General features: G+C 69.0%; 10 protein-coding genes. 6 read left to right on the top strand and 4 right to left on the bottom strand.

Annotation, left to right across the window (positions count from 1 at the left end; all coding sequences use genetic code 11):
• Window positions 1–136: 136 nt before the first annotated feature.
• Window positions 137–820 carry a hypothetical protein gene (locus FXN61_RS08045; protein ID WP_167971758.1) on the bottom strand — a complete coding sequence of 228 codons (684 nt, stop codon included), beginning with the start codon at window positions 818–820 and terminating at the stop codon, window positions 137–139.
• A complete protein-coding gene (locus FXN61_RS08040; protein ID WP_167971756.1) occupies window positions 817–1,212 on the bottom strand; it encodes a hypothetical protein in 396 nt (131 codons plus the stop codon). The genes FXN61_RS08045 and FXN61_RS08040 overlap by 4 nt, the downstream gene beginning before the upstream one ends.
• 836 nt (window positions 1,213–2,048) lie before the next feature.
• Between FXN61_RS08040 and FXN61_RS08035 the strand changes: the two genes are divergently transcribed.
• Window positions 2,049–2,216, top strand: a complete 168-nt coding sequence (locus FXN61_RS08035; RefSeq protein ID WP_167971754.1) for a hypothetical protein — start codon at window positions 2,049–2,051, stop codon at window positions 2,214–2,216.
• 29 nt (window positions 2,217–2,245) lie between these two features.
• On the opposite strand, the gene FXN61_RS08030 is transcribed toward FXN61_RS08035, so the two are convergent.
• Both FXN61_RS08030 and FXN61_RS08025 read right to left on the bottom strand, forming a co-directional pair.
• Window positions 2,246–3,808, bottom strand: a complete 1,563-nt coding sequence (locus tag FXN61_RS08030; RefSeq protein ID WP_312877597.1) for a S8 family serine peptidase — start codon at window positions 3,806–3,808, stop codon at window positions 2,246–2,248.
• Between the two features lie 344 nt (window positions 3,809–4,152).
• Window positions 4,153–4,470 carry a hypothetical protein gene (locus tag FXN61_RS08025; RefSeq protein WP_167971752.1) on the bottom strand — a complete coding sequence of 106 codons (318 nt, stop codon included), beginning with the start codon at window positions 4,468–4,470 and terminating at the stop codon, window positions 4,153–4,155.
• Window positions 4,471–5,577: 1,107 nt separating this feature from the next.
• Between FXN61_RS08025 and FXN61_RS08020 the strand changes: the two genes are divergently transcribed.
• The 5 genes from FXN61_RS08020 (at window position 5,578) to FXN61_RS51645 (ending at window position 24,538) form a co-directional block, all read left to right on the top strand.
• Window positions 5,578–6,867, top strand: coding sequence for a serine hydrolase domain-containing protein (locus FXN61_RS08020; protein ID WP_167971749.1), 1,290 nt, complete (start codon window positions 5,578–5,580; stop codon window positions 6,865–6,867).
• A gap of 64 nt (window positions 6,868–6,931) precedes the next feature.
• Window positions 6,932–14,413, top strand: a complete 7,482-nt coding sequence (locus FXN61_RS51660) for a non-ribosomal peptide synthetase (RefSeq protein ID WP_446684932.1) — start codon at window positions 6,932–6,934, stop codon at window positions 14,411–14,413.
• Window positions 14,410–16,977 (top strand): non-ribosomal peptide synthetase, encoded by a 2,568-nt coding sequence (locus tag FXN61_RS51655; RefSeq protein WP_312877596.1) that lies wholly within the window; start codon window positions 14,410–14,412, stop codon window positions 16,975–16,977. The genes FXN61_RS51660 and FXN61_RS51655 overlap by 4 nt, the downstream gene beginning before the upstream one ends.
• Window positions 16,974–21,497 (top strand): non-ribosomal peptide synthetase, encoded by a 4,524-nt coding sequence (locus FXN61_RS51650; protein WP_312877595.1) that lies wholly within the window; start codon window positions 16,974–16,976, stop codon window positions 21,495–21,497. The genes FXN61_RS51655 and FXN61_RS51650 overlap by 4 nt, the downstream gene beginning before the upstream one ends.
• Complete coding sequence (locus tag FXN61_RS51645; RefSeq protein ID WP_281360367.1) at window positions 21,407–24,538, top strand: non-ribosomal peptide synthetase; 3,132 nt, start codon at window positions 21,407–21,409, stop codon at window positions 24,536–24,538. Before FXN61_RS51650 ends, FXN61_RS51645 begins: the two co-directional genes overlap by 91 nt.
• Window positions 24,539–24,545 lie beyond the last annotated feature (7 nt).

Genomic DNA, 24,545 nt, shown 5'->3' with positions numbered 1-24,545 from the left:
TGTACGGCAACCGTCTGGTGATCAACAGCGGCACCGGCTCAACGGCTACCCACCGACATGGAAGTCAGCCTCGGCACCTGGTGACGAAACAAAGGTGTCGTCAGTTCCCACCGCGCTGGACCGCCGCAGGATTGCCTCAGTTCCGCAGGTCGACCTGCCACACCAGTTGCCCGGACCGTCGCAGCAACTCACGGCCACCAACCATCCGCAGCCGGATCCGTCCTGCCGCGTCCGCGGCCACCGCGCTCACCTCGCCCACGGGGCCAGCCGCGCCATAGAGGCGGATCTGTTGCCCTGCGGTGAGTTCTTCGACCCGAACGCGCCGCACGTTCACCGCTTGCGATGCCGGAAACCACGTCGTGCTGCACAACTTCCACGCCAGATAGCCCAGCGGCGTCGCGACGACCGATATCCACGGGATCACCTGGATCAGTGGCGCGGTGGCGAGAAACGCCGCCTGCGCCGCGCAGAACCCAGAGCTCACCCGAAGCTTCCCGAGCTGCACCCAACCGGTCGTGCGCACCGTGCCGTCCGGGCCAAGACCGCGCGGCGCGGCACCGCCGGGCAACCGCACCATCGGCTCCGGCTCGGTCACCTCGACTGTCGCCGCGTCCCTCTCGGCCAGTTCGATCAGCGCGGCGTCCACCATGATCCGGTGACCGCACCGGGTGCACACGAGGCTCAGCTCGGATGGTGCGTTCTCATCCGGCCACACCCGCAGCGCGCCGTGTCCGGCCGGACAGTGATAGGCGCCAGGACCGTTCTGCATCACGCGCAGCGCACCAGCACCGGCCTTGGCCACCAACGTGTGGACGGTCACGCCTTCCTCCACCGCAGCGTGCCGTCCCCGGCGATCGCGCACACCGTCGGGGCACTGTCCGCGTACGCCTGAGCCACTTCCCCCTGCGAGGAACACGGCGATCCGGTGTGCACGGTGCCGATGGCGTCGTCGCGTGGATTGGCCTGCTGCGGGGGCTGGGCCGGCGCGGCCGGCGCAGGTGTCGGTGGCACCGCGGGCGACGGTGTCGTCGTGACCTTGGTGATCGTCGTGACGGCACCAGGGGACTCGATGTCCGCCACAGCGAAAGGACTCGACGGCACCGGGATTGTTGTACTCGGCGTCGCCGGAGCGCCGACATCCGGCACCTGGGATGACGACCACGGCACCGCGACGGGAAGCAGTGCCATCGGCGCGAGCAGCGTGCCACCCACGACAGGCGCAATGCGACACCAGGTCGGCATGCTCCACCACATGCGTAAGAACAGCGGCGGGTCGTGTCGTTCAGCCAAGATCACTCCAAAGGAACAGCTCATGAATTGTTTTGCTACCAACAGATCGGATGCAGAGCGCTCTCAGTCTTCCTCCGCACCATGAACCTCACCAGACGCACACAAGAACCATCTGCCGAGGAATATCGACAAGCACAGTCGATCGCATCGCGCGACGATCCAACCACAACAAAGCAAAGAATCCTGCGGCGACCGAGGAGATCAACTCGATAGTTGATCAATATCAACCGATAGGGGCACACAACAAGCCAGGCTCGTCACGACATGTCGTCCTCGGACCCCAGACGCACCCGATGGGCGTCAGCCCTTCGAGGCCAGTCGTCGTCACACTCAACCCACACCCGCCGCCAGCACTGCAGCATTGAACGCACCTTCCTCCCGTTCGCCGTCCAGGTTCGGCCTGACGCCGAGCGATCGTCAGGCCATCGACGTCAGGGTGGGCGGCGCCGCTGCCGCAAACGCGGCACCCACTTCTGTTTCCCGCGTGCCGGCCAAGCGCAGGCCCTCATCCTCGCGCCGTAGCAGCGGGACGACATCGTCCGTCCGCTGTTCGGCGAAGTGCGCTCGGAGCGGAGGCCGTTGCTGTGTGCGCCGGCGGTCGAGTTCCTGGATGAGCACACCGAGGGCCGCGTCTCCCGGTGGGCCGAACAGGGCTGGACCATCGTGATCGACAGCGAGCTCATCGACCACACCGTCATCGAGGACGACATCACCTGCGACACCGGCCTGCTGCGCGTCGCGGACATCTCCTACGACGAGTGGTCCGCTACCCGCCCGGCGAACCCGATCTCGTCCGCCCCGACGAACCCGAGCGCGAGACCGGCAAGCGCATGGGCGCCTTCCCCACCGCCGCGATGGCAGTGGACGGCTGGAAGCTGCCCAGGCAGAAGGTCACCAAGCCCTCGCGGATGGTCGTGCTGGGGTAGCCGGCAGTAGTGCGAATGGAGAATCCACTTCAGAAGGTGAGCTCCCACGAGTCGATGTAGCCGGTGTCGATCACGCGGTACACGTCCTGCACCCGCAGCTGCCAGATGCCGTTGGCGACCTCACTGGAGGCGTTGACGGTGTAGGGAGCCACCAGGTTGTCGGTGGAGTCGGCCTCCTTGGCGGTCAGCAGACGGTAGGCGCTGCCGTCCGGAGCGACCAGGTCGATGGTCAGGTCACCGCGTGCGGTGTGCTTGATGTCCACGGTCACCCTCAGGGCGGCCGGGGCGTTGCCGGTGCGGCCAGAGACCGTGATCGGGCTGGTGACCGTACCGGTGCCGGGGATCACCACATCGGTCGTCGAGGTGAACGCCGACGGCACCACCGGCGTAGTCGCGACCACGCCGGTGTGCAGCAGCCGGTTCGGCGAACCGGTCATGGCGTTGAGGACGGAGCCGGTGGTGGCCGCGTTCACCAGTGCACTGTGGACCTGCACGGGAGTGGCGGTCGGGTTGGCCGCCAGGTGCAAAGCCACCGCGCCCGCGACATGCGGGGTGGCCATCGAGGTGCCGCTCATCGCGCCGGTGGAGGTGTCGCTCGCGAAGGTTGCCGAGGTGATGGACACGCCAGGGGCGAACAGGTCCAGGCAGGTGCCGTAGTTGGAGAAGGAGGCCTTGGTGTCGGTCTTGTCGACCGCGCCCACGGTGATGGCCTCGGCCACCCGTGCCGGGGACACCGTGCAGGCGTCCTGGTGCACGCCCTGGGCGTTGCCGTTGCCCGCGGCGACCGCGTAGGTCAGGCCCGAGGCGATCGAGGTGCGCACCGCCTGGTCGATCACGGAGTTCGCGCCGCCGCCGAGGCTCATGTTCACCACCGCGGGCTTGGCCGCGTTCTGGGTCACCCAGTTGATGCCGTTGACGATCTGCTCGCTGGTCCCGGAGCCCTGGCAGTTGAGTACCCGCACCGCGACCAGCTTGACCTGCTTGGCCACCCCGTGCCTGGTGCCGCCGACGGTGCCCGCCACGTGCGTGCCGTGACCCTGGCAGTCCTGGCCGTTGCGACCGTCGCCGATCGCGTCGAACCCGACACTGGCCCGGCCGCCGAACTCGGCGTGGCTGGTGCGGATGCCGGTGTCGAGGATGTAGGCGGTGACATTGCCCGCCGTGGTGGTGTAGCTGTACTTGGTGTCCAGCGGCAGCGCGCGCTGGTCCAGCCGGTCCAGGCCCCAGGTGGCGCCGGACTGCGTGTCGCTCATGTGGACCTCGGTGACCGGCTGCACGTAGGCGATGCGGGGGTCCGCGGCCAGCCGGCGGGCCTGCGCCTCGGTCATCTCCACGGAGAAGCCGTGCAGAGCCGACGACCAGGTGGAGCGCAACCGGCCGCCGAACCGGCCCGCCACCTCGCCGGCCGCGCCCGTGCCGCCGGTGCTGTTCTTGAACACCGCGATGTAGCGGTCGCCCACGACCCGGGCACCCGGCACCGGCCGGATCTCACCCTCCGCGGCCGACGCGTTCGCCACGCCACCGGCGCCGAGCAGACCCAGCACCGCGACACCGAACGCCGCCGCTGCCGCCACCACACGAGTTGTGATCACTGAGGCTCCCTTGTGCACATCCACCGTTTCGATGTCACAAGGTTCCGGGTCCCGAGTAGCGCGACCCGGTCACACCCGGTTGCTCTACGGTTGCGGCGATTCCGCCTCGGAGTCGACCGGAAGGACGATGGTCACCATCGTTCCCTCGCCTGGCGCGGGCTCCAGTGACGCTGACGTTCCGCATCGCCGTGCAACCCTGCTCAGACCGGCCGAAGGCGTCGACCCCGGATGACCAACCGCATCTGCTAGGAGCCGCCAGCACTGCGGACCGAATCATCGGTGTGCCGACGAACATCCCACCGGCACGCCGATCGCGATGTCGCGCTGACCGGTGTGGGGGTGCATCAACACTGTGAACCGGCCAGCAGCACCATGAACGGTGTAACGCCCGCGTCGGCGGCCCAAGCGCGCACACCGTTCGAGCACAGCCGAGTCCACAGTGGACCGACACCAGCTCGGCGGAGCAGACCGGCAACGACCAGCCGTCGCACACCAAATGGTGCGAGGCCGGGGTGGGCACGTGCTCGTCCGGTCCGCTCTCGGTCGGCGCGGCCCGCAGCAGGCGGCGGCGCCAGGTCGAACGGCTCGTCGGACACCTCGCGGCTCAGCGACAAGTCCACCGACCGCAGGATCCGCTGCCGCACCCGACTGTCGACGCTCACGAACCGGTGCGCAGCGGCTCGTGCCGTCGCAGGATCTCCCGCGGTGATCAGCAGCGGCCTACTGGTACCCGGAGTCGCTGACCGCCGCGCAGAACCTGTTGCGCGGGAGGCGAATCCGACCGGACCTTCGTGGATGTCGTTCTGCCGGAGGTGGCGGAAGAAGGGCGACGGTGATGGCGACCAGCAAGGGCGGCGTGGACGTGTTCAGCAAGCGGTTCACCTCGCAGATCTGGCACCGTGCCTCGAGGACGGCGAGCCACCACGCGGCCTGACCGACGGTGGCTGGGTACGCATGTCGAGCTGGCTGCAGTTCGGTGACCGTCTCCCGGTGACACCATCCGTTTGCACAGCTCGATCGGGCTGATCTGTCGCGTCACGAACGTGACGGCCACCTGAGGGACCCGAACACTCCTCCCTCCGTGCACAACAGGCCGCCGCCGACACTCCGTCGGCGGCGGCCATTGCTTTGCGCAGTCGTCCTCAATGGACCAGCAGCCGGCAGGTGGGACGAATTCCACGAGGCGTGGATTTCCCGGCAACATTACTCACTACAAATCTTCGACGCGAACGACCCTCGCATCAACTTGTCACGACTTTACGAGACGATGAAGTCCAAACGCCCCGTTCGGGTGATTCTCGGCGAAAGGTCGACAAACAGCGAGTTATCTCAGTCTAGATCACCCGCGCCAGCCGCCTTGATTCGGGCCGAATCCTCCGTTTGGCGGTCCCCCGCGTTATGATGGCTGATGTCAACTTAAGTCTGACGCCAAACGATGCAACAAAGAACCGATCCCCGAAACCGAAGGAGCCAGAATGCGTTCCCCAACGCGGCCCGGCTAGCAAGTCCGGACGCACCTCGACCCTGTCAGGCATCCTGGGGAACACGACGAGGAACGATGAGCGCCGACCGGCTTCCGCGCCTAGCGGCAACTTTCACAAGTTTTGAAACCTACATGACTTCACACCTCGTTGATAACCGCGGCAGCCCTTTGCCTTCGAACCGCCGGCTCGTCACGCCGCCGCCCACGTCGTGACGTCTGACCAACGGGACCGACAGCCGCCAGCGCGCTTTCGAACCAGCCACCCCGGAAAGGTTCGAAGATCAACATGTTCGACACAGACATCATCTCCCGCCGGTTCAAGTGCACCGCCCAGACACGCCAGGTGCCCGGCGCCCAACTGACCATCCACCACCGCGGCGAAACGCTGACCTGGGAGTTCGGCGTGACCGAGCTCGGCAGCGCCCTGACCGTGCAGCGCGACACCGCCATCCCGATCGGGTCCGTCACGAAGGCGTTCACCGCCACACTCGCGATGGCGCTCGTGTCAGACGGCGATCTCGACCTGGACACGCCCGTCATGGAACACAGCAGTGAACTGCGGCGCCTGTCCCCCGGACTGACGCTCCGCCACCTGCTCAGCCACACGGGTGGGCTGACCAGCGATTTCGAACCGGATGACGCCACTTCGCCCCGGCGCCACCTGCAGGACTGCTGCGCACTCGTCCCCGTCCTGCCACCGGGTACCTGCTTCTCGTACTCCAACGTCGGTTACGTCATCGTGGCGCACCTCGTCGAGCTGGTCACCGGCATGACCTGGGCCGAAGCAGCCGAGGTGTTGCTGCTCCGCCCCCTGGGCATCACGCCGGCGTTCGTCGGCCGCGCCGACACCCCTCGTCAGGTCGCCACAGGCCATACGGTGAACCGTGCCACCGGCGCGATCAGGCCGGTTGAGCAGTCGTTGGCCGACGCCGAGGCGGCAACGGGCGCACTGGCCATGAGCGCACTGGACCTGGTCACCTTCGGCCGCATGCACCTCCCCGGCGACGGCGGCATCATCTCCGCCGACGCGCTGGCGACGATGCACAAACCGCAGCCCGGCGCCGACCCGTTCGGCCTCGCCGAAGGCTGGGGCCTCGGTCTCGCCGTGTACGGCGGCACGTGGCTCGGGCACGACGGCATGGGCGATGGCACGTCGTGCCACCTGCGAATTCAGCCGGACAGCGGCACCGTGGTCGCCCTGACCACCAATTCGAGTTCCGGGTACCAGATGTGGAAACAGCTCATCCCGGAGCTGCGGTCGGCGGGACTGGTGGTCGGCGATCACGAGCCGCTTTCCGGCTCACCCCGGCCAATACCGCCACCAGCGGCCTGTGCGGGACGTTACCGAAACGGTGACACGGAGTATTCGATCGCGATAGCGGATGGCGATGGGCTCCGCTTGACCATTGACGGTGAACTCTCCGCGCAATTGATCCCGTATGAGGGCCTGGCGTTCTCGATCAACGACCCCTGGACGGGCGAGTTCGTGCAGGCCGGCCGTTTCCTGCCTGACGACGTGCAGCGGGTTCACGGTATTCAGATAACCGGCCGCACAGCCGCCCGCGTCGACTTCTAAACATAAAATTCCTTAATCGCGGTCCCGCGATCAATCCGCCGTGCCGCCGCATGCGCGCTGAAAGGTGTTGCCATCAATGGCTTCTCCCGACACTTTCGCTCCGCCCGCTGTCGAGGCATGCACCGGCACCGATCGTCCCGTCCCGTGGGCCACGCTCGCCGAACTCGTCGAGGCGCAGGCGCGGACGCGGCCGGAGGCTCCTGCGGTGATCCATCCCGGCGGGGAGCTGACCTTCGCCGAGCTCGACGCGGCGGCGAACCGGCTGGCACACCTGCTGATCAGCCGCGGCGCGGGTCCCGAGAAGATCGTCGCACTGGCACTGCCGCGCTCCGCGGACATCGTGGTGGCACAGCTCGCCGTGCTGAAGGCCGGTGCCGCGTACCTGCCGATCGACCCGGACTACCCGCCGGAGCGCATCGCGTTCATGCTCGGTGACGCCAAACCCGTTCTGGTGGTCGACCATGACCTGGTCGAGGCGGCAGCACTGTCCACAGAGGACGGGCCAACCGGCGTTCGGCCGCTGCCCGCGCACCCCGCCTACGTCATATACACCTCCGGATCGACGGGCACACCCAAGGGCGTCGTCGTCACCCACCGCGGCATCGCCAGCTTCTCCGCCGCGGAGATCGACCACTTCCAGGTCCGGCCCGGCGACGGCGTCCTCCAGTTCTCCTCCCCCAGCTTCGACGCCTCCGTACTCGAACTCTGCATGTCACTGCCCGCGGGAGCGGCGCTGGTCGTCCCGCCACCGGGACCACTGCTCGGTGAGCATCTCGCACACGTGCTGGCCGAGCAGCGGATCACGCACGCCCTGGTTCCGCCGGTGGCGCTGGCCACCGTGCCCGCCGCCGATCTCCCGTGCTTCCGCGGGCCGATCGTCGGCGGCGACGCCTGCCCGGCCGGCCTGGTCGACCGGTGGGCACCGGGCCGCCGCATGATCAACGCCTACGGCCCCACCGAGTCGACGGTGGTCACGACGTGGAGCGACCCGCTGTCGCCGGGCGGCGTGCCCCCGATCGGCAGACCGATCTGGAACACGAAGGTCCACGTCCTCGACGAGAACCTCGCCCCCGTGCCGGTAGGTACGCCCGGTGAGCTTCACGTGAGCGGCATCGGCCTCGCCCGCGGGTACCTGAACCGCCCAGGACTCACGGCCGACCGGTTCATCGCCGACCCGTACGGGGCGCCGGGCGAACGCATGTACTCCACCGGCGACCTGGTTCGCTGGAACGCGAACGGTGAGCTCGAGTTCGTCGGCCGCACCGACCACCAGGTCAAGATCCGCGGGTTCCGGGTCGAACCCGGCGAGATCGAGGCGGCGCTGCGCCCGTTCGGCGAGGTCGTCGTCCTCGCCCGGCAGGACGACGGCCACAAGCGGCTGGTGGCATACCTGGTTCCGGCCAACGGAAAGCGGCCGTCACCCGACGAACTGCGCAGGTTCGTCGCCGACCGCCTGCCGAGTCACCTGGTGCCGTCGGCGTTCGTGCTCCTTGATCGCTTTCCGTTGAGTCCCAACGGAAAGCTCGACCGATCGGCCCTGCCGAAGCCGACCGGCGCGGCATTCACCGCCGGCCGCACGGCGGCGCGCACCGGCTCCGAACGGCTGCTGGCCGGCATCTGGGCGGAGCTGCTGGGCATCGACCAGGTCGGTGTCGACGACGACTTCTTCGGCCTCGGCGGCGACTCCATCCTGGCCACCAAGGTCCTGTCACGGGTGCGCGCCTGCTTCGGCGTCGACCTGACCCTGCGGACGATCTTCGACGCAGGCACCCTCGGCGCGCTCGCCGAACTGCTGCCCGCGCCACTGTCCACAGCGGACGAGGACCGGATCGTCCGTGCACCCCGCGGGATGACGCTGCCGCTTTCTCCCGCGCAGCAACGGCTGTGGTTCCTGGACGATCTCACCTCGGGCGGCGTCGAGTACAACACGGGCGTCGGTCTGCGGCTCTCCGGACCGCTCGACCTCGTCGCGCTGCGTTCGGCGCTCGACGCGCTGGTGAGCAGGCACGAGTCGCTTCGCACGACGTTCGACTCGATCGACGGTCAAGGTGTGCAGCTCGTGGCCGAGACGAGTGACATCCCGTTGCGCGTGGTCGAGGCGACCACGGCCGACGCGGTGGACGACGTGCTCGCCGACGAGCTGCGCCGCCCGTTCGACCTGCGGCGCGGACCGCTGACGCGGGCCGTCCTCGTCCGGGTCACGCCGGCCGAGCACGTGTTGTTGCTGTGCCAGCACCACATCGTCACCGACGGATGGTCGGTGTCGCTGCTGGTGGACGAACTGGCCGAGCTCTACGCGGGCGCCGAGCTGCCCGCCCTGACGATCCAGTACCCGGACTTCGCGGTGTGGCAGCGCGAGCGGCTGACGGACCAGACCGAACACCTGCGTTACTGGGAGAACAAGCTGGCCGGGCTCGAGGTGCTGAACCTGCCGACCGACCGGCCGCGGCCACGTCTGCGGACCACCGCCGGCGCGGTGCACCGCCGTGACCTCGGCGCCGATCTGGTGCGGGCGCTGACGACCGGGAGCCGCGAACGCGGCGCGACCCTGTTCATGACGCTCATCGCGGCGGTGCAGGTCCTGCTGGCCCGCTACAGCGGCCAGCGCGACATCGCCGTCGGCACGGCCAGTTCCGGCCGCAACCGCGCGGAGCTGGAGCGACTGGCGGGGTTCTTCGTGAACACGGTCGTACTGCGGTCCACTGTGGATGGATCGGAGACGTTCGACGAGTTTCTCGCCGCGGTGCGGGAAACCGTGCTGGAAGCGTTCACGCACGACGAGCTGCCGTTCGACCAGCTGGTCGAGGCGCTTGCGCCGGAACGCGACCCCAGCCGCACCCCGCTGGTCCAGGCGATGGTCGTGCTGCAGAACGCGACGGTCCACCCACGTGAGATCAACGGTCTGCACATCCGCGAACACGACCTGCCGCGGCCGTCGGCCCGGTTCGACCTGGTGATCGAGTTCCTGCCCAGGGGCGACGGGCTGAACCTCGCGATCGAGTACAACACCGATCTGTTCGACGCCGCGACCGTCGAGCGGATGGCCGGGCACCTGGAGATGCTGCTGTCCGGCATCGCCGAGGACCCGTCCCGGCCGGTGGACGAGCTCGCGCTGCTCACTGATGCCGAACGGCACCAGGTGCTCGTGGCGTGGAACGACACCGCACACGACGTACCGGAGGCCACCCTGCCCACCCTGTTCGCCGAACAAGTCCGGCGCACCCCGGACACCATCGCCGTAGGCGGTGACGAGCCGCTGACCTACCGCGAACTCGACGCCCGCGCCAACCACCTCGCGCACCGGCTGATCGACGTCGGCGTCCGCCCCGACCAGCCCGTCGGCCTGCTCATCGACCGCTCAGCAGACGTGGTGATCGCGGAGCTGGCGATCCTCAAAGCCGGTGGTGCGTACGTTCCGCTCGACGTCCGCGCACCGGCCGACCGCATGCGACTGGTACTCACCGAAGCGGGTGCGTCGGTGCTGGTCACCGACGACGCCGACAGGCTGGTCCACAGTGGACATGTAGTCGTCATCGGGTCCGACGCGTGTGACACAGACCCGGCCGTGCCACTACACCCGGACAATCTCGCCTACGTCATGTACACGTCGGGTTCCACAGGCACCCCCAAGGGCGTCGCTGTGCGGCACAGCGACGTAGTCGCCCTGGCACACGACCGGTGCTTCCGCAACGGCGCACACGAACGAGTACTGCTGCACTCACCACTCGCCTTCGACGCCTCCACCTACGAACTCTGGGCACCACTCCTCCACGGCGGCCAAGTGGTCGTCGCCCCGCCGATCGATCTCGATGCCGACTCGCTGGGCCACGTCATCAAGGAGCACGACGTCACCGGTCTGTGGCTCACCGCAGGCCTGTTCCGGCTGATCGCCCAAGACGCTCCCAGCTGCCTGAGCGGCGTCCGCGAGGTGTGGACCGGCGGCGACGTCGTGCCCGCGCAGGCCGTGCGGCGAGTGCTGAACGCCTGCCCCGGCATCACCGTCGTCGACGGCTACGGACCCACCGAAACCACCACCTTCGCCACCCACCACACCATCAGCGAACCGGTCCCGGACGTCATCCCCATCGGCCATCCGCAAGACAACATGCAGGTCTACGTGCTCGACGACCACCTGCGGCCTGTGCCCATCGGTGTGCCGGGTGAACTGTTCCTCAGCGGTCGCGGCCTGGCGCGGGGCTACCGCAACCGGCCTGGCATGACCGCGCAACGTTTCATCGCCAACCCGTTCTCGTCCGGCGAGCGCATGTACCGCACCGGTGACGTGGTGCGGTGGACCAACTCCGGCGAGATCGAGTACCTCGGCCGCACGGACGACCAGGTGAAGATCCGCGGATTCCGCATCGAACTGGGTGAGGTGGAGGCCGCGCTGCTGCGGCACGACACGGTCGCCGAGGCGGTGGCTGTCGTCCAGGAGACGTCCGGGAACAAGCGACTGGTCGCGTACGTGGTCGCAGCGCCGGGTGTGACGCCTTCGGCCCCTCAGTTGCGCGGTTTCGTGTCGCAGACGCTACCGGACTACATGGTGCCGTCGGCGATCGTCACGCTCGACGAGCTGCCGTTGAGCCGCAACGGAAAGCTCGACCGCCTCGCACTACCCCAACCGACCTGGGACAGCGACGCCGGTTTCGTGGCACCCCGCACCGAGGCGGAGACCGTGCTCGCACGGATCTGGGCCGACGTGCTCGGCACCGAACGAGTCGGTGTCGACGACAACTTCTTCGAGCTCGGCGGCGACTCGATCCTCAGCATCCAGGTCGTGTCGAAGGCACGGCAGGCCGGGCTGGGCCTGTCGTCGAAGGACGTCTTCCTGCACCAGACCATCGCCGCGCTGGCGGCTCACCTCACCCCGGTCGAACCGGAGCGGACCGAGCAGGGCCCGGTCACCGGCCCGGTGCCGCTGACCCCGATGCAGCGCTGGGGCCTGGAGACCAACACCGGGCGGCCGCAGCACTTCAACCAGGCGCTGTTCCTGGAGCTCACCGGCGACGTCGACGAGCAGGCCCTGCGTGCGGCACTGCGGGCGCTGCTCGACCACCACGACGCGTTGCGGATGCGGTTCCGGCAGGTCGACGGGCAGTGGGTGCAGTACAACGCCCCTGTCACAGACTCCGACGTGCTGACGGTGTCCACTGTGGACGACATTCGGACTGCGGCGGACGCCGTGCACGCGAGCTTCGACCTCGGCACAGGCCCCTTGCTCAAGGCCGCGCTCTTCAACGGCACCGTGCTGTTCCTCGCCGCGCACCACCAGGTGGTGGACGGCGTGTCGTGGCGGATTCTGCTGGAGGACCTGGAGACCGCGTACCGCGGCGGTGACCTCGGCCCGAAGACCACGTCGTTCCGCGACTGGGCGCGCCACCTGACCGAGCTGCCCGTCCTGCCAGAGGAACGCGAGTACTGGGCGGACATGGAGCCGTTGCCGGTGCCCGTCGACGGCACGGGCGCCAACACCGTCGCGTCGACCCGAGCCGTCACCGTGCGGCTGGACGCCGCCGAGACGAGGGCGTTACTGCAGGACGTGCCGGGCGCGTACCGCACGCAGGTCAACGACGTGCTGCTCACCGCGCTCGGCCGCGTGTTGTCGGGGTGGACCGGGAGGAACAGCGTTCAGGTGCAGCTCGAGGGACACGGACGTGAGGAGTTCCTCGGCGACGTCTCCCGCACGGTCGGCTGGTTCACCGCGATGTTCCCGGTCACGCTCGACGTGTCCGGTGCCGGCTGGGGCACGGTGCTGAAGTCGGTCAAGGAACAGCTGCGTGCCGTGCCGCGGCGCGGCGTCGGTTACGGCCTGATCGGCGGAAGCTGCGCACCGCAGGTCAGCTTCAACTACCTCGGCCATTTCGACCTGTCCACCGGCGGGCTCTACCGCGGGCTGCACGGGCAGCTGGAGCTGAGTGCGGACCCGGCCGCGGCACGGCCGCACCTGCTCGACGTCGTGGGCCGGGTCGACGACCGTTGTCTCGAGTTCACCTGGTTCTACAGCGAAGAGGTGCACGAGCAGGCCACGGTGCACCGCCTCGCCGACGAGATGATCGGCGCGATCCGGGAGATCGTCGAGCACTGCGCGCGGCCGGGAACCGGCGGGCGTACGCCGTCCGACTTCCCGCTCGCGCGTCTCGACCAGGAGGAGGTCGACCGGATCGCGGGCGACGGCCGTGACATCGAGGACGTCTACCCGCTCACGCCGATGCAGGCGGGCATGGTGTTCCACCGGATGGCACGCCGTGGATCGGTGGCGTACTTCCAGCAGATCACCTTCGTCGTCGACGGCGATGTCGACGTGCTGAGCGAGGCCTGGCAACGGGTCGTCGACCGGACACCAGTGCTGCGCTCACACGTGGTGTGGGAGGGCGTGGACGAGCCGCTGCAGGTGGTGCGGCGGACCGCGACCGTGCCGATCGTCCGCCTCGACTGGACGGAGGCGGACCGGGACGAGGAACTGCAGGCGCTGCTCGCCCGTGACCGCGCCGAGGGCATCGACATCGGCCGGGCACCGCTCATGCGGGTCACGCTGGCCCGGCTGCCCGGCGGCGAGGTCCAGGTGCTGTGGACCTTCGACCACGTCGTGCTCGACGGCTGGAGCCTGTTCCTGGTGCTGTCCGAGGTGCTGCGCGGCGAGCCGGCTGCACGGCGCCCGTTCCGCGACTACCTGACCTGGCTGGGAGAACAGGACCAGCAGGCTGCTGACGACCACTGGCAGCTCGTGCTGCGGGGCCTGACCGAGCCGACGGCGCTGCCGTACGACCGGCAGCCGATGGACACGCACAGCGCCGAGTCCACGGAGTACGTGCGGGTGCACCTGCCGTCCGAGCGGTCTACCGGCCTGCGCGAGTTCGCGCAGACCAACGGGCTCACCGTGAACACCGTCGTCCAGGGCGCCTGGGCGGTGCTGCTGTCGCGGTACAGCGGCCAGCGCGACGTCTGCTTCGGCGCGACGGTGTCCGGGCGTCCCACGGACCTGCCGGGGGTCGAGTCGATCGTCGGCCTGTTCATCAACACGATCCCCGTGCGCGTTGACGCCCACAGTGGACAGAGCGTGCGGTCGTGGCTGATGGAGCTGCAGGCCGCGCAGAGCGAGGCACGGCGGTTCGAACACGTTCCGCTGAACCGGATGCGGACCTGGACCGGCCTGCCCGAGCGGGTCAACCTGTTCGACAGCATCGTGGCGTTCGAGAACTACCCGGCCGCGGGGCTCGGTGTGCGCGAGCTGGGTGGCATCGAGGTCACCAACTACCCGCTCGCCGTCGTCGCCTACCCCGGCGACGAGCTCGGCTTCACGTTCGGCTACGACCCGGCCCTGTTCGATCGGGACACGGTGGCACGGCTCGCCGGCCACCTGCTGATGCTGCTGGGCGACATCGTGGACGATCCCCGGCGCGCGGTGCTCGACCTGCCCATGCTGACCGGCGACGAACTGCGTCGCGTGCTCGTGGAGTGGAACGACACCGCGGTCGATGTCGCGCCCGCCACGCTGGCCGAGCTGTTCGAGGCACAGGTCACGCGGACGCGGACCTCCCGGCGGTGATCGCCGGGGACGCCCGGATCAGCTACGCCGAGCTGGACCGGCGCGCGAACCGGTTGGCACACTGGCTGATCCGCCACGGCGCGGGCCCCGAACGGATCGTCGCACTCCAGCTGCCGCGCTCGGTGGAGATCGTCGTCGCGCAGCTCGCCGTCCTGAAGGCGGGAGCCGCGTTCCTGCCGATCGACCCCGACCACCCGGCCGAGCGCATCACGTTCATGCTCGACGACGCCAAGCCCGTCCTCGTGCTCACCGCGGACACCCTCGCCGAGGCAGATCTGTCCGAAGTGGACGAGCCAACCGGTGTCCGGCCGCTGCCCTCGCATCCGGCGTACGTCATCTACACGTCGGGATCGACCGGCCGACCAAAAGGTGTCGTGGTGACCCATCAGGGCATCGCGAGCTTCTCCTCGGCCGAGATCGACCACTTCCAGGTCCGGCCCGGCGACGGCGTCCTCCAGTTCTCCTCCCCCAGCTTCGACGCCTCCGTACTCGAACTCTGCATGTCACTGCCCGCGGGAGCGGCGCTGGTCGTGCCACCACGCGGTGCTCTCGTCGGTCAGCAACTGGCCGACGTGCTGGCGGAGAACGCGATCACGCATGCGTTGATCCCGCCCGCGGCGCTAGCCACCGTGCCCGACACCGATCTCCCCTCGTTCCGCACACTGATCGTCGGCGGTGACGCCTGCACCGCCGAGCTGGTCCACCGCTGGGCACCCGGCCGGCGCATGATCAACGCCTACGGCCCGACCGAGTCCACAGTGGTCACCAGCTGGAGCGCGCCACTGTCACCGGGCGGCACGCCACCGATCGGCACACCCATCCGCAACACCAGGGTCTACGTGCTGGACAACGAACTCCGGCCGGTGCCCGTCGGCGTGCCCGGCGAGCTGCACGTGGCCGGAGCCGGCCTCGCCCGCGGCTACCTCAACCGGCCAGGACTCACCGCACAACGCTTCCTGCCCAACCCTTACGGAACGCCGGGCGAGCGCATGTACGCCACCGGCGACCTGGTCAAGTGGACACCGAACGGCGAACTGATCTTCGTCGGCCGCACCGACCACCAGGTCAAGATCCGCGGCTTTCGCATCGAGCTCGGCGAGATCGAGGCCGCGCTGACCTGCCACGACCGGGTGGCCGAGGCGGTCGTCGTCGTGCTGCACGACGACGCGCAACGCAAGCGTCTTGTCGCCTACGTGGTCGGAGAGACCTCCGGCCTGCGGGAGTTCCTTAGCGGGATGCTGCCGGACTACATGGTCCCGTCGGTGTTCGTCGCCATGGACCGCCTGCCGCTCACGGTGCACGGCAAGCTCGACCGGAAGGCGCTGCCCAGGCCGGACTGGACGTCCGGCTCCGGTTATGTGGCACCGCGTTCGGCACGGGAGGACACGCTCGCGCAGATCTGGGCGGCGGTGCTCGACGTCGACCGGGTCGGGGTGGAGGACAACTTCTTCGAGCTCGGCGGCGACTCGATCCTCAGCATCCAGGTCGTGTCCCGCGCCCGCCAGGCCGGGCTGAACCTGACGCCGGGCGAGATCTTCCAGCGGCCCACGATCGCCGCGCTGGTCGTGGGCCTGTCGGAAACCTCGCCGGTGACCGCGCAACAGGACGCGGTGACCGGCGAGGTGCCGCTGACCCCGATCCAGCGCTGGTACCTCGCCACGAACCCGGAGCGGCCCGAGGAGTTCACCCAGTCCGTGCCGGTCGAGTTCGACGAGGACGCCGTGCGCCGGGCCGTCGAGGTCCTCGTGGCGCACCACGACGCATTGCGCATGCGGTTCGAACGCACCGAGGAAGGCTGGCGTCAGCACAACCCACCGGTGGGCGGCGGGCTCGACGTCGTGCGGTCCAGCGACGAACTGCGGCTGGTCGCACGCCACCTCGTGGTCGACGGTGTCTCGTGGCGGATTCTGCTGGAGGACCTGGAGACCGCGTACCGCGGCGGTGACCTCGGCCCGAAGACCACGTCGTTCCGCGAGTGGGCGCACCGGCTCACCGAGCATGCGCGCACAGGTGGGTTCGACGACCAGGTCGAGTACTGGCGGTCGGTGCGCGGCAAGACCACGCTGCCGGTCGACGGCGATGGCGCGAACACGATCGCCACCACGGGCACGGTGAGGGTGCGGCTCGATGCCGAGACGACACGAGCGTTGCTGCAGGACGTGCCAGGCGTCTACCGCACGCAGATCAACGACGTGCTGCTGACCGCGCTGGGCCGGGTGCTGTGCCGGTGGACCGGGCACGATCGCGTGCTGGTCGACCTCGAGGGGCACGGCCGCGAGGAGTTCCTCGATGGCGTCGATCTCTCGCGTACGGTCGGCTGGTTCACCACCCTGTTCCCGGTCGTGTTGAGCACGTTCGACGACTGGGGCGAGGCGCTCAAGACCGTGAAGGAAGACTTGCGGGCCATCCCGTTGCACGGTCTCGGCTACGGCGTGTTGCGGTACCTCACGGACACCGTGCTCGACCAGGCACCGCAGGTCAGCTTCAACCACCTGGGCAGGCTGAGCGGACTCGGCGGCGACGCCACCCCGACGAAGCCCGCGCACACCTGCTGGACGTGGTGAGCTTCCTCCACAACGGACAGTTGGAGTTCACCTGGTACCACAGCAGGGAAATACACGCCGAGTCCACCGTGCGGCGGCTGGCCGGGGAGCTGGTCACCGCGCTCGCGGACATCGTCGAACACTGCGCCGGACCGGACGCGGGTGGACGCACACCGTCCGACTTCCCTCTCGCCCGGCTCGACCAGGAGGCGGTGGACCGGCTGGCCGACGCCGACGTCGAGGACATCTACCCGCTCACACCGATGCAGGCGGGAATGGTGTTCCACGGTCTGGTCGACGACGGTGGCGCCTACCTCAACCAGGTGCGGCTGCGGCTGTGCGGCGTGCGCGACCCGGACGCGTTCGGCGTCGCGTGGCAACGGGTGGTGGACCGGACGCCGATCCTGCGCAGCCGGGTCGTCTGGGACGGAGTGCCCGAGCCGCTGCAGGTGGTGTGCCGCACCGTGCACCTGCCGACCGCCCACCTCGACTGGCGCGAATCGGACGGTGACATGGCGGCGTTGCTCGACCGCGACCGCGCCGCGGGGATCGACCTCGGCACGGCGCCGCTGATGCGGTTGACCGTGATCACGCTGCCGGACGACGAGATCCTGCTGGTGTGGACGTTCCACCACGTGCTGCTGGACGGCTGGAGCGCCGCGCAGGTGTTCGGCGAGGTGTGTGAGCAGTACACCGCGCTCACCCGAGGTGGCGCGGCACGGCAGGTGGCACGGCCGCTGTTCCGCGAGTACCTGCGCTGGCTCGGCGAGCAGGACCAGCAGGCGGCGGAGGCCTACTGGCGCGAGGTGCTGTCCGGCTTCGACGAGCCGACCTCGCTGCCGTTCGACCGTCAGCCGGTGGAGGCACACCGAACTCGGTCCACCGCACGGGTCCGGGTCACGCTGTCACCTGAGAAGTCCGCGCGGTTGCGTGAAGTCGCCGCACGCAACGGCCTGACGGTGAACACGGCCGTGCAGGGCGCGTGGGGCCTGTTGCTGTCGCGGTACAGCGGTGAGCGCGACGTCGTGTTCGGCCTCACCGTGTCCGGCCGCCCTGCCGACCTGCCCGGCGTCGAGTCGATGGTGGGCATGTTCATCAACACCGTGCCGGCCAGGATGCTCGTCGACGGTGCGCGGGACGTCCTGTCGTGGCTGCACGACATCCAGGTCACCCAGTCGCAGTCACGCCGGTACGACTTCGTGTCGCTGGCGCAGCTGCAGACTTCCCGCGGTACCAACCTGTTCGACAGCATCGTGGTGTTCGAGAACTACCCGTTCGACGCCGACGCGCTCGCCGCGCACGGCCTGCACATGCGCCAGGTGCAGGACCTGGAGCCGACGAACTACCCGCTCACCGTCGTGGTCTCGCCCGGCGACGCGTTGTCGGTCACGCTCGACCACGACCCGGACCTGTTCGACGTCACGACTGTCGAACGGATGGCCGGGCACCTGGAGATGCTGCTGTCCGGCATCGCCGAGGACCCATCCCTGCCGGTGGACGAGCTCGCGCTGCTCACCGACGCCGAACGGCACCAGGTGCTCGTGGCGTGGAACGACACCGCGAACGACGTACCAGGCGCCACCCTGCCCGCTCTGTTCACCGAACAAGTCCGGCGCACTCCGGACGCCATCGCCGTACGCGGCGACGAGTCGCTGACCTACCGCGAACTCGACGCCCGCGCCAACCACCTCGCCCACCGGCTGATCAGCGCCGGCGTCCGCCCCGACCAACCCGTCGGTCTGCTCCTGGACCGCTCGATCGACGTGGTGGTCGCGGAACTGGCCATCGTCAAGGCCGGTGGTGCCTACGTTCCGCTGGACGTCCGCGCACCGGCCGACCGCATGCGACTGGTGCTCACCGAAGCGGGTGCGCCGGTGCTGGTCACCGATGACGTCAGCCGACTGGTCCACAGTGGACGCACAGTGGTCATCGGATCCGATGTGTGCGACAAGGCTCCGGATGTGCCGCTGCATCCCGACAACCTCGCCTACGTCATGTACACATCGGGGTCCACCGGCACACCCAAGGGCGTGGCTGTCCGGCACCGCGACGTCGTCGCATTGGCACACGACCGCTGCTTCAGCAACGGCGCACACGAACGCGTGCTACTGCACTCACCACTCGCCTTCGACGCCTCCACCTACGAACTGTGGGTGCCGCTTCTCCACGGCGGCCAAGTCGTCGTCGCACCACCCGAGGATCTCGACGTGCACACATTGCGCGGGGTGATCCAGCAGCACGACGTCACCGGCTTGTGGCTCACCGCGGGACTGTTCCGGCTGATCGCCCAGGACGCACCCGACTGCCTGAGCGGCGTCCGCGAGGTGTGGACCGGCGGCGACATCGTCCCCGCCACGGCCGTCCGCCGAGTACTCGACGCCTGCCCCGGCATCACCGTCGTCGACGGCTACGGACCCACCGAAACCACCACCTTCGCCACCCACCACACCATCAGCGAACCGGTCCCGGACGTCATCCCCATCGGCCATCCGCAAGACAACATGCAGGTCTACGTGCTCGACAACCGGCTGCGGCCGGTGCCACCGGGCATCGCCGGTGAACTGCACATCGCGGGCGCCGGGGTGGCACGCGGCTACCTCGGCCAACCCGGCCGCACCGCGCAGCGCTTCATCGCCAACCCGTTCATCGCCAACCCGCTCTTGGCTGGCGAGCGGATGTACGCCACGGGCGACATCGTGAAGTGGCGGCCCGACGGCGTCATCGAGTTCGTCGGCCGCACCGACCACCAGGTCAAGATCCGCGGCTTCCGCATCGAGCTCGGCGAGATCGAGACCGTGCTGCGCGCGCACCCCGATGTCCGCGACGTGGTGGTCGTCGCCGACGGTGTCCACAAGCGACTCGTCGCCTACGTCGTCACTGACGCCGATACCGCGGCGCTGCGCGACCACGTCGCCGCTGCGCTGCCGGACTACATGGTGCCGTCGGCGATCGTCACGCTCGACGAGCTGCCGTTGAGCCGCAACGGAAAGCTCGACCGCCGCGCACTTCCCCAACCCACCTGGGACAGCGGTACCGGCTACACAGAGCCGCGGACCGAGGCGGAGACCGTGCTCGCACGCATCTGGGCCGAAGTGCTCGGCGCCGAACGAGTCGGTGTCGAGGACAACTTCTTCGAGCTCGGCGGCGACTCGATCCTCAGCATCCAGGTCGTGTCCCGCGCCCGGCAGGCCGGCCTCGGCCTCACCCCGCGCGACCTGTTCCGGCACGGGACGGTCGCCGCGCTGGCGGCACACGCCACCACCACCGAGCCCGCCCGGATCGACCAGGGACCCGTGGTCGGTGACGTGCCGCTGACGCCGATCCAGCACTGGTACTTCACCGTGAACCCGGTGCGGCCGGAACGGTTCGAGCAGTCGGTCACGCTGACGTTGGTGCCGGACGTGGACGAAGCCGCGTTGCGCACCGCGCTGGACGCGTTGCTCGCGCACCACGACGCGCTGCGCATCCGATTCACCCGCACCGACGACGGCTGGCGGCAGTACAACGTGCCGGTCGAGCCCGCGGACGTGTGGCAGGACGGCGAGTTCGATCTGGCCGCCGGTCCGTTGCTGCACGCCACCATGGCAGGGGACGAGCTTCGTCTCTCGGCGCACCACCTGGTGGTCGACGGAGTCTCGTGGCGGATCCTGATGGAGGACCTGGCCACCGCCTACGGCCAGGCCGTTCACGGTGAGCCCGTCGACCTCGGTCCGAAGACGACGTCGTTCCACGACTGGGCGCACCGGCTGACCGAGCACGTCACCGCAGGCGGGTTCGACGACGAGATCGACTACTGGCGAAGCGTCACGGGGCAGACCGGGCTGCCGGTCGATCACCACGGCGCCAACGACTTGAACTCCGCGCGGTCGATCAGCGTGGTCCTCGGGCCCGAGGAGACCAGGGCCCTGTTGCAGGACGTGCCAGGCGTCTACCGCACGCAGATCAACGACGTGCTGCTGGCCGCGCTCGGCCGGGTGGTGTGCCGGTGGACCGGGCACGACCGCGTTCTGGTCGACCTCGAAGGCCACGGCCGCGAAGACGTCTTCGACGGCATCGACCTGTCCCGCACCGTCGGCTGGTTCACGACCATGTTCCCGATCGCGCTGGGCACCACCGACGAGTGGGCCACCACCCTGAAGTCCACCAAGGAACAGCTCCGCGCGGCGCCGCACCACGGCCTCGGTTTCGGCGCGTTGCGGTACCTCGCCGACACCGTGCTCCCGCAACTCCCGTCGATCAGTTTCAACTACCTCGGCAGTTCGACGGGGTTTCGGCGGGCGACCGGCTCTGGAGCCGGACGAGCGCGCTGGACTCGGACATCAGCCCCGACGCCCATCGGCCGCACCTGCTCGACGTGGCGGGTGCCGTCGAGGACGGTTGCCTGCGGCTCACCTGGTCGTACTCGGCGAACGTGCACCGGGAGGAGACGATCGGCGACCTGGCCGAGGGCATGCTTGTCGCACTACGCGACATCATCCGGCACTGCGCGCAGCAGAACGCCGGTGGGCGCACACCGTCCGACTTCCCGCTGGCCGGGCTGACCCAGGAGCAGGTCGACCGGATCGCCGGCGACGGGCGGGACGTCGAGGACGTCTACCCGCTCACGCCCATGCAGGCGGGCATGGTCTTCCACGGGTTGTCGCAGGGCGAGCAGGGCCTGTACTTCGAGCAGGCCACGTTCGTGCTCGGCGGGGTGCCCGATCCGCGAGTGCTCGCCGCGGCGTGGCAGCGGGTCGTGGACCAGACACCCGTGCTGCGCAGCCAGATCGTCTGGGAGGACACACCTCTGCAGGTGGTGCGGCGGGCGGTCACCGTGCCGGTCCGCCACCTCGACTGGACCACCGCGAACCGGGAGGACGAGCTACCGGCGTTGCTCGCCCGCGACCGCGCCGAAGGCATCGACCTCGGCGAGGCGCCCCTGATGAGGGTGACGCTCGCGCGCTTGCCGGGCAACGAGGTGCAGGTGCTGTGGACGTTCCACCACGTGCTGCTGGACGGCTGGAGCGTCTTCCAGGTGCTGACCGACGTGTTCGCCGCGCACGCCGGGGCGCCGTTGCCACACCGCCCTGCGTTCCGCGACTACCTCGACTGGCTGAGCCGTCGCGACGAAATCCAGGCCGAGGCGCACTGGCGGCAGGTGTTGTCGGGCTTCGACACGCCGACCGCCCTGCCGTACGACCGGATGCCCGCCGCCACCCACACCACCCGCTCGTCCGAATGGCTGGTGCTCGATGTGGACCCAGGCGGGCTGTACGAGTTCGCCAAGCGCAGGCAGCTGACGTTGAACGCGGTCGTGCAGGGCGCGTGGGCGTTGCTGTTGTCGCGCTACAGCGGGCAACGCGACGTGTGCTTCGGCGCCACGGTGTCCGGCCGTCCCGCCGACATTCCCGGCGTCGACGACATCACCGGCATCTTCATCAACACGCTGCCGGTGCGGGTCCAGGTCGGCGACAGCGACGTCGTGGAGTGGCTGCGCAAGCTCCAGGACGCACAGGCCGAGGCGCGCAGGTTCGACTTCGTGTCGCTGGCGCAGCTGCAGAACTGGTGCGGTGTGAACCTGTTCGACAGCATCGTGGTGTTCGAGAACTACCCGATCAACGACGAGGCCGCGCAGACGCACGGGCTGCGGCTGCGGGAGCTGCAGGCGTTCGAGACGACCAACTACCCGCTCACCGTGGTGGTCAGTCCGGGTGCGCGGCTGTCGATCGAGCTGGGCTACGACCCGGACCTGTTCGACGCGGCGACCATCGAGCGGATGGCCGGGCATCTGGTGTACCTGCTCGAATCCTTGCCCAGCGAACAGGTCGAGGTACTGCCCGAGAGCGAACGGACGCAGCTGCTCGTCCAGTGGAACGACACCGCGGTCGATGTCGCGCCCGCCACGCTGGCCGAGCTGTTCGAGGCACAGGTCGCGCGGACACCGGACCTGCCCGCGGTGATCGCCGGCGACACCCGGATCAGCTACGCCGAGCTGGACCGGCGCGCGAACCGGTTGGCACACTGGCTGATCCTCCGCGGCGCAGGCCCCGAGCGCATCGTCGCGCTGGTACTGCGGCGCTCGGTCGAGATCGTGGTCGCCCAGCTCGCCGTGGCGAAGACCGGCGCGGCGCTCCTGCCGATCGACCCCGACTACCCGGCGGAGCGCATCACCTTCATGCTCGGCGACGCCAAGCCGGTGCTGGTCGTCACCGAGGAGATCGCCGCCGCCGAACACTCCACTGAGGACGGTCCGGTCGCTGTCCGGCCACTGCCGGCACAGCCCGCGTACGTCATCTACACCTCGGGATCGACCGGCAAGCCGAAGGGCGTCGTCGTGACCCATCAGGGTCTCGCGAGCTTCTCCGCCGCGGAGATCGACCACTTCCAGGTCCAGCCGGGCGACCGCGTTCTCCAGTTCTCCTCCCCCAGCTTCGACGCCTCAGTGCTCGAACTGTGCATGTCACTGCCCGCGGGAGCGGCACTGGTCGTGCCGCCACCCGGTCCGCTGCTCGGTGAGCACCTCGCCGAGGTGATCGAGCGGTTCGGGGTCACGCACGCGCTGATCCCTCCGGCGGCGCTGGCGACGGTGCCTGCTGCCGCACTTCCCCGGTTCCGCACGCTGGTCGTCGGCGGTGACGCGTGCACCGCCGAGCTGGTCCACCGCTGGGCACCCGGCCGGCGCATGATCAACGCCTACGGGCCGACCGAGTCCACTGTGGTCACCAGCTGGAGCGGACCGCTGTCGCAGATCGGTGTTCCGCCCATCGGCAAACCCGTCCCGAACACCAGGACGTACGTGCTGGACCGTGATCTCCAGCCGGTGCCCGTCGGCGTGCCCGGCGAGCTGTACGTGGCCGGAGCCGGCCTCGCCCGCGGCTACCTCAACCGGCCAGGACTCACCGCACAACGGTTCCTCCCCAACCCTTACGGAACGCCGGGCGAGCGCATGTACGCCACCGGCGACCTGGTCAAGTGGACGCCGGACGGCGAGCTGATGTTCGTCGGCAGGACCGACCACCAGGTGAAGATCCGCGGGTTCCGGGTGGAGCTGGGTGAGATCGAGGCTCTTCTGCGCGCGTTCGGTGACGCCGTCGTGGTCGCACGCGAGGACGACGGGCACAAGCGACTCGTCGCCTACCTGGTGCCGTCGCGGAACCATCCGTCGGTGGAGGAGCTGCGTTCGCACCTCGAACAGTCCCTGCCGGACTACATGGTGCCGTCGGCGTTCGTGTTGCTCGACAGCTTCCCGTTGACACCGAACGGAAAGCTCGACCGGTCAGCACTGCCGGACCCGACCGGTGCAACGGTCTCGGAGTACGTGGCGCCGCGCACCGACACCGAACAGGTGCTCGCCGGCATCTGGGCCGAGGTGCTCGGCGTGGCACCGGTCGGCGTCGAGGACAACTTCTTCGCGCTGGGCGGCGACTCGATCCGTAGCCTGCACGTCTCGTCGAAGGCGATGGCGGTGTTCGACGTGGCACTGACGCCGCGGGACGTGCTGGCCACGCGGACCGTCGCCGCGCTCGCGGAGCTGGTCGAGGAGCTGGTCCTGCTGGAACTGGAACAGGTTGCCCTCGGTGACGGCAACACACCGGAACTCTGAAGGAGAC

The sequence above is a fragment of the Lentzea indica genome (genome assembly GCF_012184385.1).
Classification (GTDB): domain Bacteria; phylum Actinomycetota; class Actinomycetes; order Mycobacteriales; family Pseudonocardiaceae; genus Lentzea; species Lentzea indica.
This window is presented reverse-complemented; position numbering and strand designations above follow the sequence as displayed.